Origin of the sequence: Alkalibacter saccharofermentans DSM 14828 (assembly GCF_900128885.1) — a bacterium.
In the GTDB taxonomy this organism is placed as follows: domain Bacteria; phylum Bacillota; class Clostridia; order Eubacteriales; family Alkalibacteraceae; genus Alkalibacter; species Alkalibacter saccharofermentans.
In genome coordinates this window covers 1-13733 of record NZ_FQTU01000024.1, presented here as the reverse complement: position 1 = coordinate 13733, position 13733 = coordinate 1, and the positions used below count along the sequence as shown (strand labels likewise).

Below are 13733 nucleotides of genomic sequence, written 5' to 3'. Positions count from 1 at the left end.
TTTAATTGCTTCTCGGTCTCAACGCCCTCTGCTATAACAATTTTCCCAAATGTGTGTGAGTATTCTATAAAAAGTTTAACCAGTTCTCTAATTTGAATTCTATCTATTCTGTCAATAAAATATTTGTCGATTTTTAGTATATCAAAAGGTATTTCACCAAGACTCATCAGTGAATTATAACCAGTTCCAAAGTCATCAATGGAAATTTGATATCCCCTTTCCTTCAAGTAGTTCATTGTTTTTATCATTTTTTTGTCATTGTAAGCTATGGCTCTTTCAGTTATTTCAATCTCGATGTCAGATCTATCGACATTTTTGCTGGTTATTGTTTCCTGTCCCCAATTAATAAAATCTTTGTCTATTAATTCCTTTGCGGATGCGTTAATAGCACATTTTATATCAATTCCTCTGTTTTTCCACATTTCCATCTGTGTCGTTGCATTTTCAAAAACAAACTTTGAAATCTCCTTAATAAACCCAATCTCTTCTGCGATAGGAATAAACATATCAGGTCCTATAAAATTATTTCCGTTTCTATTCCATCTTACTAATGCTTCTACACCAGAAATTTTATTGTTTACAATATCAATTTTGGGCTGGTACATCAAAAACAACTCATCTTTTCGGATAGATTCAAGCAATGCTCCAGTGATATCGTGCATCTCTCTTCTTTTATTTTCTAAGCTGACATCGTAATAATAAACGCCTGATTCTCTATGCTCACCTTGCTCGTGAGCGATCCGGGCTTTATTATATATTTCAGTTGGGGAAATATCTTCACCACGATACTCATAAATCCCCACTTTAAGCGATACCCTTATGTCATATCCGGCAAGTGAAATTGGGAACGTAGAATAATGTTTCAAGACTCGATTGATTTTTTCTTCGTAATCTTCAACACAATCATCAAATACTAATAAAATCAACTCATCTTTCCCATAAGAATACACTGCTTTTCTGCCACAGCTATGCTCTAGCTGTTTTGCTAAATTTTTGACTAGATCAAATACCAGTTCACTATCAACATATTTTTCGATGCCATCCAGATTTGTTAGCTTGATGGATATAATTTTGAAATGTTCCTCTGAGTCTATGCTGCTTTCAATGTCAAAAATAAGCTTCGTTGTATTCGGAAGATCATAAAAAGGGCTTGATAAGTTCCTGTCTTGTGCTTCCCTATTTAATTGATTTATCCAGTCAAGCATGTGCCCTGTAAAAAGACCAATCAGAGAGAAGGCAAGCATACGGGAAATCCAATTTACAGGATCTTGCATAATGCCACTGGATACATCAAGTGGCATTAATGGTCCAACCGATAAACCTGAGACCATGCCTACGGTCAAACCGCCAAAAGAACCCCAGAAAAGTGAGGATAGTATTATAGGAACATACAGTAAGTGTACGTAGACCTTTTTTGTACCACCTGTTAAATGTACAAAATACACCGCAACTAGAATAAGAACCATTATAAATATGATCTTAAGTAAACTAGCCTGTTTGTTTTCATTCGCTCGTTTGATTAATGATCTCATCATAATTTTTCTCCTCTCTACATCTTTTTCACCTTCAGAAATTTATAGTCTCTTCGTATACATCAAAACAATGAAACCCTATTTCTTGGTGTAAAAATCGATTAATATTTTTCCCCCTGCATTAACAGTTTTAAACTATATCCTTATTATCCCATCATTCAACTTTAATTACAACTTTCTGTTTACTCTGATAAACTTCTTCTTTCATCCGTGCTATAAACAGCCAGCTATCCTCTGAAATAAAGGTGCTGTTTTCATCCAGCCCCATGCTGGTGACATATCCCTCTGCCATTTCCAAGTAGCGGGTACCTTTAACTTTTGTGCCATACATGGTAGCAACCTGTGATCTCATCCCCTTGCCAAGGTCTTCCAAGCCTGCACCAATCGGCAATCCACCTTAGCCTTTACCCATTTCCCCTCCTCAGGGATTGCTGCGGGGCCATGCTTAGGGCCTTTTGCAACACTGCACATATTTTCGACTTCATGTGAATAAATCATTGAATATCTCCTCCTTGAATCTATATTTAAAATGAATGACTTTTAATGATCTTATCACCTTTATCATTCTTACCCAGAAATACAAATATGTTTCCGGCAATAATGGCTAATATTCCCCAGTAATCAGCTGTAAAGCAATCAAGGTTTTCCAACCCTCCATATAGGTAAATTATTCGTGGCGTTGACATATTAATCAAATTCTCTTCTACTAAACACATGGATTAATAATTAATCATAGCACTGAGAAATACGGGTGCTATGACACACCCGTAATGTCTTTACTGCCTATTAGTCGTTTATGTTATTGATATCAATTTTTTCGCCCCTTCACCAACTTCCGCGCATTTTTCATGCCGCCAAATTCTTTAAACATACGCTCTATCTTTTGGTTTTCAATCTGCTTGCTATTTAAGCCCTCATAAGAGGCCTCATTCTTTAGCTTGGTATAGCTATTGAGTCTCCTATGATCAATTGTGCCTTCGGACAATGCTTTTTGGATAGCACAGCCTGGTTCATTTTTATGTGAGCAATCGTTAAATTTGCAATCCTGAGCAAGCCTTTCTATATCCGCAAAAGACTTTGACAGGTCTGCGCTTTGAATGCCTAACTCTCTCATTCCCGGCGTATCAATCACAACTCCGCCAAGCAGACTTGGAAACATCTCCCGCCCTGTGGTCGTGTGCTTGCCTTTGTCGCTTTTGCCGACTTCTTTTGTTTCAAGCATTGTTTTGCCTAGCATTTGATTTATAAGCGTTGATTTTCCCACGCCAGAAGAACCAATAAAAGCTGCAGTTATTCCTTCTTTCATGTAGGGTTTAAACTTATCAATGTTATCCTCAAACATAGACGTAGTAATTATGTCTGCATAGAAGGAAACCTGCTCTACCTCTCGAATTACTTGTGTCAAATTTTCGCAAAGATCAGATTTTGTCAATACTATTACAGGCGTGGCGCCGCTATCCCAAGCAATAGACAGATACCGCTCCAAACGATTTAAATTGTAATTACTATTTAGAGACATGCAAATAAATACGATATCAATATTAGATGCTACTATCTGGGCCTGTTTTTTTATGCCTACTGCCGTACGCAAAAATACACTTTTACGGCTCAATATGTAATGGATGATAGCCGTATCTTCTATTTTTTCATAAGATACCATCACATAGTCTCCAACTGCAGGGAACTTATAAAGCTCTGTTGTTTCATGCCTTAGCTTTCCGGATATTTGAGCCTGCTGCTCTCCATCAACCGTTATTACTTTATACGATCCTTTATGTTGAGCAATCACACGAGCTAGTCTTAAACCTTCGTAGAAGCTAGATTCATTTATATATCGGTCTGTTAAACCATACGATTTTAATAACTTCAATGTTATACCTCCTATCAAATTAGCTTTGAACAGGAAGGAGGTTTTGATTCTTATATTTTCAACCCCTCCTTCACCATTGCTATCTCCAACGCACATTTTTTATTTTCATTCATAAAACAATTCTCCTTTTACAATAAATTTTAATCCTTTAAATATTTTTGTTTTTTGACAAGTTGGATTTTGACTGATTCATATAACGCTCATAATCTTACTAAAAAAACTGGAAGTTAGCAAACAGATCATTACTCAAGATATTGTTTTAATAACTTCACACCCATAACTGTTGCAGGGATTCTGTAATTAGGTGCTAGATTGGATAGAATAACAACTGCCGTTTCAGTCTTTGGACAAAAACCTAGATAACAGTTATAATCTCCCGTTCCGCCGTTGTGCCAGATGATGTCGTTTTCTCTGTCAATGATCCATCCAGCGCCGATTTCATCCATATTAATACCCATGGCGCTGTAGGCTTTGGTTGATGAATTTATAACAGCAAGAGAATCGTGGCAACTTGCAAAGATATCTTTACCCGCAAGCTGAAGTTGAGCGTAATCGAGCATGTCTGAAATTGTCGATGTCAGTCCGCCAGCGGAAAGATAGACGTCGTTGGCATTCCAGTCCCAATACTGTTTCAAATCGCCTTGTCTATCGGATATGTGCGTATTTTCAAGCCCTAGCTCCTCCGATGCAAATACATTAACCAGGGCTAAATAATCTCTGTCGTAAACTGCTTCAAGAACAAGCCCAAGCGTCGCATAACCAAAATTTGAATAGTTAAATTTTGCCGTTTCATTAGTCACAGACACCTTTGACAAACTTTTCAACAGCATATCATCGGTTATTCCGTAGAAATCATTTCTTCTGCCGAAGAAATTGCCTATCATCGGCAATTCAAAATAATGTGATTTATAACCGGATGTGTGCGTAAGCAACTGCTCTATCGTTGGGTATGTGTTGCCTACAGGCATCTCAAGATGTTTATCAATTGTATCGTCTAAGTTGATTTTCCCTTCAATTATTGCCCTTTTGATGAGCGTTGCCGTAAATGTTTTGGTCAGTGAACCAATTTCATAAGTATGTTCCACTTGGGGCATCACAATTGTATCCTTACCATAAACCGTATAGGTTGCTTGCCCATCCTTAATAATCCCCACTGTAATGATGGCATTATCATTACCTTTCATCGTATAATTCAAGCAATCTTCAAATGACAGTCCTGGAATTTTGCTCATTTGATAATTTCCATAGATTACAAAACCATAGACTATTAACACGATAGCCAAAATAACTACAATTAAGATATGCAGTATTTTTTTGCCCTTTTTTTTCACAAGCATTCCTCTTTTCACATGAAAAATATGCCCGACTATAATTGATTCAACCATACAATATATATCTCTGTCAGATTTGACGAACTGCTTTATCTAACTATTATCAAAACCTATTTAATCCATTACTTTAGCTTGCCTTGCTAGGGCAATATTGTTTTTAAAATTTTAGGCATCATATAAATCTAGAAATTTTAATGTATTTTATTAAACTGTGTTATCATCTTATTGACACTAACACATGTAATGCTGAACTATTCACATTAATCTGTAATTGCCGGTGGAACATCAGGATCAATATACTTTTCCACTTCATCTAACACGGGAGTTATGATTCCAGCTTTTTCCTTAAGCTTTTTAAATTCTTTCCTCAAGTGCATCATCTCGTCGCGGGCATTCCTAGCATGACGCACACCACCGATATCGAAAAGCTCCGAACCTAACACACGCTGCAACAGGGGAACCATGATAAAGTCGGGAAAATTAATGCTCCAACGCAGCTTAGGCGGTTCAATAGGATAACCCAGGGTTCGTAAAACCTGGAATGCTTCCCGCATACCGTGCCAGCATTTCCTAATTGCTTCCTTGTTACGCGCCAGACGATAATTGCATAATCCAGCCATATAAATAGAGCCGGTAAGTGATAATGCGATTGCCACATGATAACGTTTCCACGAATCCATATTTTTACTAAACACTACCGGAAATCCTGCCGCTTTAAAAGCACCGGCTATTTGCTGTAGACGCTCGCTTACTTCCCCGTCAAGTTCACCCATTGTCATCTTTTCTGCAACTATAAAGCGGACAACATGCCCGTCGCGCTCACCACCAGCGTTGACATGCCCCAACAAAACCCGCTCACCCCCCAAAGCGTCAATCATGGACTGCGGACCTTCCGCGTCATTGTGCATAAACAGAAATGACGGTATATGCGGATTTGACGAAAGCGCCGGAAGTGCATCATGAAGCTGTGTTTTTTGTATTAATACCACACATACATCAAAGTACTCGTCCTCGGGCACATGGTCAACCAGACGTACCTTGGTAGATGTTTGCTCTTTTGTCTTAAAATCTTCCAGTACGACACCATGCTTTTTCAGATCCTCATACCTGGAGCCACGGGCTACAAGCGTTACATCCATTCCCGCCTCACGCAACTTGGCTGCATATAGACTGCCTAGAACACCCGCGCCGAAAAACAAAAATTTCATCTGCTTCATTTCCTGATCAACTCCTTATGTGTTCTAATTTAATCTTAACCCAGTTACAAAATCTCCTCAACCCTATCAGCTTAAATTCTCGGTAAAATTGTAACTAAGCACGAGGTCTTTTATTCAAACTTTCCATAATTTGCTTATACTGTTTGATGATCTTGGAGAAAATCTGTGTACGGGTTTCCATTTCACATAGAAGTTCAAAGTCCTATTTTTCTCAATGTGCTTGTTATCAGGTGTCGTTTAGCTCAGAGCTTAATGAAGATTAACCTAATGAATTGTGCAAATGACCATCAATAGTTATTGTTATGTAATAACACCAAGAATACGTATTCGTGATTTAAACAAATCCACTAAAGGAGCTATCTCTTTGCCACGCACAGCCCATATAAAGCTCCGTAAAGAGTCTACCATGTTTTGTAAGGCGCGATAAGCGAGCTTACATAACAACATCAGTCCAATCCAAGCAGCTAACCTATGCAACAAGGGATATAATCTGATCACGTCTATCCCCCAGTACCAAAACATCTATCATAATTTTTAGTCTTCAATGCGGGTGGATTAGTTTAGTTAATTATTTACGTTTTTATCTACTGATAAACTAACCGATTAATTAATTAATCATACTGCTGGAAAAAACGAGTGCTATTACACACCCATAATGTCTTTACTGATTATTAGTTTTGAAGTGTCCCCTTTTATATAATTTAATTATTTCCGTTAGATCTGTCTGACTGGGGGTTATTATTCCAACTTCAATCTCGAAGTAATTGCTTTCAGAAGCAAAAGATTAACCAGTGTAATGATTATTCCTTCCACCAGAAGAATACCAAAGTATCGATAAGGAAGATTATTTGACAACCTCAACATCATATCGTGTAAAGGGATCAAAAAAATTATCTGGGTTAGCTGAATACCGATAAACAAAATTACAATCACAGCAATAAGATACTTCAAAATCCCTGAGAATGAAATCTTCACCTTCACGGCTGAATCCATCAAAAAATGCTTTAGCAGAACGGAAAGCAGCAAGTATCCGATGACAAAAATAATTTGAGTTTGAAAAAACAACACTGTCACCATAAGAAGGCTTATGGCTATATATGTAAAAGATAATAATTCATTCCTTTTTGAAAAAAGTACGATCACTACCGGAATGATAAAAGTGGAAACAATGCTGATTGACCCTCTAAAAAGCAGAAGGCTAACCACAGACAGCGCAAGGGCGAAAGCAGACCTTGTAAGGACATTAATTTGATCACTGAGATCGGATTGATTTTTACGTCTACTTAAACTCATTGAATCATCTCCTTTATTTTTCTTAACGTATCATGATATTTCTTTTCATGTAACGATCTTTATTAAACACTTTGAATAGATCTGTCTTCGAATTTTTCGCTTCATACATTGCAAAATCCGCATATTCGATCAGGTCAAAAAAGTTTTTGGTATGAAGGCCATAAACCGCCATCCCTCCACTGCAAAGCATCTTTAGCTCTTGAGAATCTATTGTGATAGGCGTATCTAATACATGGATTTGAATATTCTCCCAAATTTTCCGGCACTCCGCTTCCCCGACGTCTTTATATCCATGGATATAAAGACCGAATTCATCCCCCGAAATTCTTATGGCAATGAAGTTCTCAAAGGGAAGGCCTTTCAACCGTCGGGCAAATTCCTTTAAATATTCGTCACCCGCCCGATGTCCAAAGGTATCATTTATCTGTTTAAATCGGTCGAGATCCAAAAATGTAAAGATTCCAAATTTCTGGGGATCATTTGCGATTGCCATCTCAATTTCCTCTCGGTATTGATACCTGCTGACAAGGCCGGTAAGTTCATCCTTTACTAGGCGATTGTTTAAGTCTAAATTTAGCCGGTGGAGTTGGGCATTGCTCTTTTCCAACTGCCGTTTTATGTTTTGAAGCTGATTATTCAACTTTTGAATTTCTTCAAATTGGCTTCGAACAATTTCCATATTATTGGTCATCAGATCCCGATCCGTGCTTATAATCAGCCCCATAAATCGATGGATTACATCCTTAGCTCGACAATTGGATTGCTCATTACTCATAAGACTGATATTCATCCCTAAAACAAATACTCTTTCATTTTTAACCATCATACATAGAGATATGGTGACCGTTGGACTAATAATTTGAAATCCATCATCACAGATAAAGCTGCCTTCTTCATCGTAGGCTTTGTTTCCAAGTTCTGTAATCCGTTCCCGGTCCTTAGGTTCAAAAATATCTTTTAAATTCCTTTGATGAGGGGAAATAAGAAAGACGGGATCATACCAATATTTAGTTAACAGGTTCAAGTTTCGATCCCCTTGTAAGAAGAAGGAAATATCATACTGATCCATCCCTAACCTCCTTTCTAAAATCCACTTTCAACAATATGTTTTTTCTGCCCAATTCACAAAAACATCGGCGGTAGCGGAGTAGTAATCAACGTTCCACATTTCCCACAGTTTTTCCGTGTTTTTAAAAGCTTGCCCCCCTACGGCAATCTTTACACTCGGATATTTCTCTTTTACAGCTTTCACAATATTTTCACAGGTGGGTAAGTAAAGAGGCATGGTCACGGATAAAGCAACAATATCAGGTTGATGTTCTTTAATCGCTTCTAAGATTGATGCTTCCGGAAGAGCCGCCCCTAGATAATAACTGTCCCAACCTTGATATTCAAACATGTCGGAAAGCATTCTTGCACCCATTTCATGCAGCTCACTTCCCACGGCGCAGGAAACGATCCGTTTGTTTTTCCTCGGCTTACTGAATATCTCATCATAAAAACCCGACAGCACGGATTGAGTAACGGAAGTAATATAGTGCTCTTTATCTATAGTAATAATGTTTTTATGCCAAAGATCTCCTGTTTCTACCATTACTTTTGCAAGGATCTCTTCGTATATATCCATTAAGGACAGTCCTTGCTTCTTGGCTTCATTAATTACATCATGTGCTTCTCTTGTTTGACTCTTTATTAAGGCCTCCAGGTAGGCTATTCGAAGTTCAGAATGCTTCCCTTCCTGAAACTTTGAAGATAAACTGATTTCCGTTACTGCATTTGTGGTCACTTCCATTGCAGTTTTCAAATAGTCGGTTGCTTTTTTCAATTCATCTTCAGAAAGCAGTCCATCGGGATAGCTGTTTAAAATTTCAGATAGAATTAAGTAATGATCATTCATGTGCTCCATTATTCGATCACGATCCAAGTCCTTCATCAAATTACAAAGCAGCTCATAAATCCATATAGCATATCCCTCAAAAATTTTCCCGTCGCTGAAATGAACTGCAGTCATTAAAAAACTGATGTTATACACCACATCTTCATACATCAATCGTTTTCTTCTCTCATCTAATTCCTTTTCAAGTTTCGGGTCACGCTTAAATTGTTCCTGAAAAACCTTTTGGGCAATTTCCACGTAGCGTTGATCTGTATAATTCACTAATAAACTCATGGACACATCTCCTTTAATTAATAGCTTGATTATTAATAACTGTGTTGACTCTAGCATTATCAAAGATTAATAACATTTTAAAACCACCTACACATGTAGGTAGTTTTAGAGTCTTATCCTCGACTTTAAGTCAATAATTTTTAACTTCCCTACAGCACTTTGCAGGACAAAAAAAACTTTATCCTTCTTATGCGCTCCTATCAAAACCCCCAAAAAACCTTCCTTTGGTAACTGGCTATCTCTTGTTTTCACAAAAGACCCTTTAGCTTTGCGTCCTTACCTTACGATAAGTTTGCTATTATCATTTGAAGGTTTCAATAATAGGTACAGTACCCAACTATATCCTTATTATCCCCTCATTCAACTTTAATTACAACACATTATTTACTTTGACAAACTCCTTATAGCAAGTTTGCTTCAAGTATGTAGTAATACTCCCAATAACGCGTGTTCGTGTTTCAAGCGAATTGTTAATACCCACTTGATCTGATCATGCTTTGCTCGTAACTTTTGTCTGTGCCGTGGTGAATTTAATCGCTTATCTTGCCATAGATGATGATATAACACCTGATATCAACGGGTACTGAGGTGACAGAAAAAGCACCACTAAACGACCTTTCCGGCAAGATTGAAATCGTAAAGTGGTGCCCCAAAACGTATGGTCATAATAACACTTTACGAGAAAAAATTCAATCCTGACACAAATATTTTTCATTGAGAGCAAGGAAACGTGCTTCTGCCCAGAATGCCAATTGGTCAGTAGCCTATTTTTTTATCATATTCCATTATCTCTAGAAAGATTTGAACGAGATCGGGATCAAATTGAGTCCCTGCATTATTTTTTATTTCTTTCAGGGCTTTTTGTTTGGTAATCGAAGGTTTGTAAACTCTGCCATTAGTCATCACATCAAATGCATCGACGATTGCAATTATTCTGGCAAGTATTGGAATATCTCCGCCTTTAATCCCAAATGGATAACCCTTACCGTCCCAACGCTCGTGATGGGATAGAATCTCTTGAGCAATATGCGCTAAGCTTACCGAGGCGCAAGCAATTCGGTACCCTGTTTCGGGGTGCTTTCTGATTTCTTCCCATTCATCAAAAGTTAATTTGTCCGGTTTTTTCAATATATCCTCCGATACAGATATCTTTCCTATATCATGCATGATGGCAATAAGAGATAATTTATCCATATCCTCATTGGTAAGGTCTAATGGCTCTTGAAATCTAAAACATAATTCGGATATTCTTTTTGCATGCTCTTCTGTTTCTTCACTTTTTTCTTTCAAAGCTTCTAGAAGTGTTGATATTAAATCTTCCCTTACGCTGTTACTGTTCATGAGTTTGTTTTTGTACATCCTGTCTTCTGCATCAATCAGCAGCTGTTTAATCGATTTTTGGATATTTATTTTAGTTGCTACTCCTATGGCCATTTTAACCGGTACTGCTTTTATATAGTAATTACTGCACTCATCAATTATTCTGCTTGCAATTTTTCCCGCAATATATTTGCTTGTTTGAGGTAGTAGAATGATAAATTCATCACCACCCCAACGGGCAATTACATCTTCTTGTCTACACGATTCTTTTAAAATCTTTGCAGTGCGTATTAATAGTTGATCTCCTACCTCATGGCCATAAGCATCATTTGCTAGTTTCAAACCATTAATATCTGCCATTATTATGCTTAAAGGGAGTTGCCGTTTGGTATTCAAACGCTTCAATTCATCTTCCATGTATGCCCGATTAAAGATACCTGTTAGTTTATCATATAAACTTAAGCACCTGATTTCTTCGTCTCTTAGCTTTCTTTCCGTAACATCTGTCATAACAATTAAAACGGATGAGCTCCCCCTGTATAAAATATTGGAAATGGACAATTCAACCCATTTTTCCCCATCAAGTGTGTTTATCTTAAGTTCCATGTTATTTAACTGCGTTTGTATATTCTCACGAGACTTCTTTTCAATTAAAAGAGACTCTATTTGAAAGCTGTACTCAGGAGATATGTCATCCAAAAATGAAGCCCCCATAAGATCTGAAGAACTTTTAGACAATATTTTTGATAATGCAGGATTACAATATGCAATGCGCTCATTTTGCAAAACACAAATACCTGCGGGAATACTTTCGGCCAAAGTATAGTACTGTGTTTCTGATTCAAGTGAAAGAGCTCTATTGCGAAGGAGGTTGGTAATTCGCAATTTAAGTTCGTAGGAATTTACAGGCATGCTTATAAATTCATCAACCTCGTTTAAAATATCTTGGTGTAATCGGTTTTTATCATGAGAAGACACCAACAAAAGTATCGGTAAAAAAACCGGATTAGCTTCCTTTTTTAATTTTAAGGCATCCTTTCGATAATTATTAAACGTTTGGTAGTCTGCAATAAGCAAGTCAAAATTGTTTTGCATCTTTTCATCTGGCAAAACTACTTCATAGCTTTTTGAAAGAAATTCTTTCAATATCTTTTGATCTGCTTGCTGACCAATTAGCAATAGTACTCTTTCCATTAGTTACCACCCCCCTTTTTTCAATTGTGTTATCTCTGAACTGCCAAGTCTCATAATATACAGGTGGTATTAATAATTACAATTCTTTTCGTCGTCAATAAACTCCGGATTTCCGGTCAAAACCCCTCTGAGATCACTCAGTGGACGGCCTACCTTTAATCCGGAACTAGTTATTTCAAGTTCTCTTAGCGTTTTTTCAAAATCGCTCATGCGTTTTTTAAGTACACCGATCACTTTTCGTAATTCACCTTTCAATTCCACATAGCGAAGAAAGACAATACTGTCTGCGAGATAGCTTATGCCGTATTCTGACACTGTAAAATCCCCTGTAATGCTATGAGTTTCATTTAGCAAAAGCATTGTTACTCCCATATTTTTTAGATACTCCGATAACGCATGAATGTGCCTTAACATTTCACCCTTGTCACGAGGACCTTTGCTAAAAGATAGGAGGTAGCCGGAAATGCTGTCGATCATGACTATTTTAGTGTTCATATGCTCGACATCGTTACGAATAAGATACGCGAACTGGTCAGGTGTATATTCCAGAGAATTCACCTTCACCACTGAGAGAGTGTTTTGATCTAACATTTCACTAATTGGTATGTTCACCGCTTTCATGCGTTTGAGAAGAGATTCTTTTCCTTCTTCAAAGGTATAGATAACGGTACGTTCACCTCTTTCAGAAGCTTCTTTTGCAAATTGAACACCCAATGTCGTTTTTCCCACACCGGTTGGACCGCTTATGACAGTTGCAGTACCTTTTTCAATTCCTCCATAAAGTAGCTTATCCAATTCCGGGATGCCTGAAGAGATGGTTTCAAATATAAATTCTCGCTTTACCTCTCTTGGATCAAGTCTGGGATATATAATTATTCCATTATCCATTATTTGCATTGTGTGAAATCCATGCTTATAATCCGACCCCCTGAATTTTGTTACTCTGACCCCACGCTCATCATTTATGTATTCCAGATTTATCACACCATCACTCATAAACTGTAAATCATCGTCACTGACAGACTTACTGTCTTCTGAAGATAAAAGAACCGTACCTATTTGACTTGTGGCAATCTTAATCAAAGCCAATATTTGTTTGCGAAACTGGTAAATATCCGGCGATAGGTACTGAAGCTGGGTTATACCGTCGACAAAAACCCGATCAGGTTTTATTGTTTCAAGCTGTTCTGTGATTTTTTGCATAAAGGAGGGTTGCTCCACTTCAGCAGGTGAAAATACATTATATGAAGCATCGCAGGATACATCATTAGCTGAAGGAGTCAAGTCTAGAAAACTGGTATTTTCCAAATCAAGCCCTTTTTGACTAGCATCTCGAAGTAGCTTATCCAGAGATTCTGACAAGGAAATAAGTAGGGTCTTTTCGCCTTTGCATGCGCCTTCGTATAAGAAATGGATGCCCGCGGTGGTTTTGCCTGTCCCTGGCCCACCTCGAATTAAATAAGTATTCCCAGAAATATAGCCTCCTTGTAAAATTTCATCCAGCCCTGATATTCCGGTCGGCATCTTTTGTATTTCTCTGTTACTAGCCATTGTTAATTCCTCCCTCTATTGAAAACTCCCTTAATTGACGATACAAATATAAATAACAGGGTCGAAACGCAACTATTCTCAGAAGATAGTTTCTACCCATTATTGCCATCTTAATTCAATCAATAATAGTCAACATTATCAACCCGATGTGTTTCTCACTTTTTATTTTTAGTATCACTCTACATCCACTTTTTGTGCTAATGCTTTACTTTTTCTCCTCATTGAATTTTAGATAAAATTCTTCAAAGTCGTCTG

Annotated in this window: 9 protein-coding genes, 1 pseudogene and 1 riboswitch; all 10 genes and pseudogenes read right to left on the bottom strand. The window is 37.5% G+C overall.

The genetic code is table 11. From position 1 onward, the window contains the following. Window positions 1-1535: EAL domain-containing protein (locus BUB93_RS11000; protein WP_073272204.1), on the bottom strand; the 1535-nt coding region annotated here is incomplete at its 3' end. 235 nt (window positions 1536-1770) lie between these two features. Continuing rightward, window positions 1771-2030 (bottom strand): annotated as a pseudogene (locus BUB93_RS10995) (hypothetical protein); the annotation flags it as partial. A 310-nt stretch (window positions 2031-2340) separates the two neighbouring features. Continuing rightward, complete coding sequence (gene rsgA, locus BUB93_RS10990) at window positions 2341-3402, bottom strand: ribosome small subunit-dependent GTPase A (protein WP_423230813.1); 1062 nt, start codon at window positions 3400-3402, stop codon at window positions 2341-2343. 242 nt (window positions 3403-3644) lie between these two features. Beyond that, window positions 3645-4787: a serine hydrolase domain-containing protein gene (locus BUB93_RS10985; RefSeq protein WP_200789520.1), complete on the bottom strand. Its 1143-nt coding sequence runs from the start codon at window positions 4785-4787 to the stop codon at window positions 3645-3647. Between the two features lie 206 nt (window positions 4788-4993). Beyond that, window positions 4994-5950 (bottom strand): ketopantoate reductase family protein, encoded by a 957-nt coding sequence (locus BUB93_RS10980; protein WP_073272198.1) that lies wholly within the window; start codon window positions 5948-5950, stop codon window positions 4994-4996. A gap of 738 nt (window positions 5951-6688) precedes the next feature. After that, a complete protein-coding gene (locus tag BUB93_RS10975) occupies window positions 6689-7243 on the bottom strand; it encodes a hypothetical protein (RefSeq protein WP_073272195.1) in 555 nt (184 codons plus the stop codon). Window positions 7244-7265: 22 nt separating this feature from the next. Next, on the bottom strand, window positions 7266-8312 hold the full coding sequence (locus tag BUB93_RS10970) for a GGDEF domain-containing protein (RefSeq protein WP_073272192.1): 1047 nt from the start codon (window positions 8310-8312) through the stop codon (window positions 7266-7268). Window positions 8313-8339: 27 nt separating this feature from the next. Then, window positions 8340-9413 carry a cobalamin B12-binding domain-containing protein gene (locus tag BUB93_RS10965; RefSeq protein ID WP_073272189.1) on the bottom strand — a complete coding sequence of 358 codons (1074 nt, stop codon included), beginning with the start codon at window positions 9411-9413 and terminating at the stop codon, window positions 8340-8342. A 223-nt stretch (window positions 9414-9636) separates the two neighbouring features. Beyond that, a riboswitch (cyclic di-GMP riboswitch) is annotated at window positions 9637-9720 on the bottom strand. A 449-nt stretch (window positions 9721-10169) separates the two neighbouring features. Beyond that, window positions 10170-11927, bottom strand: coding sequence for a diguanylate cyclase (locus BUB93_RS10960; RefSeq protein ID WP_084117282.1), 1758 nt, complete (start codon window positions 11925-11927; stop codon window positions 10170-10172). Window positions 11928-11996: 69 nt separating this feature from the next. Then, window positions 11997-13478 (bottom strand): ATPase domain-containing protein, encoded by a 1482-nt coding sequence (locus BUB93_RS10955; RefSeq protein WP_073272185.1) that lies wholly within the window; start codon window positions 13476-13478, stop codon window positions 11997-11999. Window positions 13479-13733 lie beyond the last annotated feature (255 nt).

Excerpts from the sequence above, each read along its gene's own strand:
- BUB93_RS10980 (WP_073272198.1), bottom strand. The coding sequence starts at position 5,950 with ATGAAGCAGATGAAATTTTTGTTTTTCGGCGCGGGTGTTCTAGGCAGT.
- BUB93_RS10955 (WP_073272185.1), bottom strand. The coding sequence starts at position 13,478 with ATGGCTAGTAACAGAGAAATACAAAAGATGCCGACCGGAATATCAGGG.
- BUB93_RS10985 (WP_200789520.1), bottom strand. The coding sequence starts at position 4,787 with ATGGTTGAATCAATTATAGTCGGGCATATTTTTCATGTGAAAAGAGGA.
- BUB93_RS10965 (WP_073272189.1), bottom strand. The coding sequence starts at position 9,413 with ATGAGTTTATTAGTGAATTATACAGATCAACGCTACGTGGAAATTGCC.
- BUB93_RS10970 (WP_073272192.1), bottom strand. The coding sequence starts at position 8,312 with ATGGATCAGTATGATATTTCCTTCTTCTTACAAGGGGATCGAAACTTG.
- BUB93_RS10960 (WP_084117282.1), bottom strand. The coding sequence starts at position 11,927 with ATGGAAAGAGTACTATTGCTAATTGGTCAGCAAGCAGATCAAAAGATA.
- BUB93_RS10975 (WP_073272195.1), bottom strand. The coding sequence starts at position 7,243 with ATGAGTTTAAGTAGACGTAAAAATCAATCCGATCTCAGTGATCAAATT.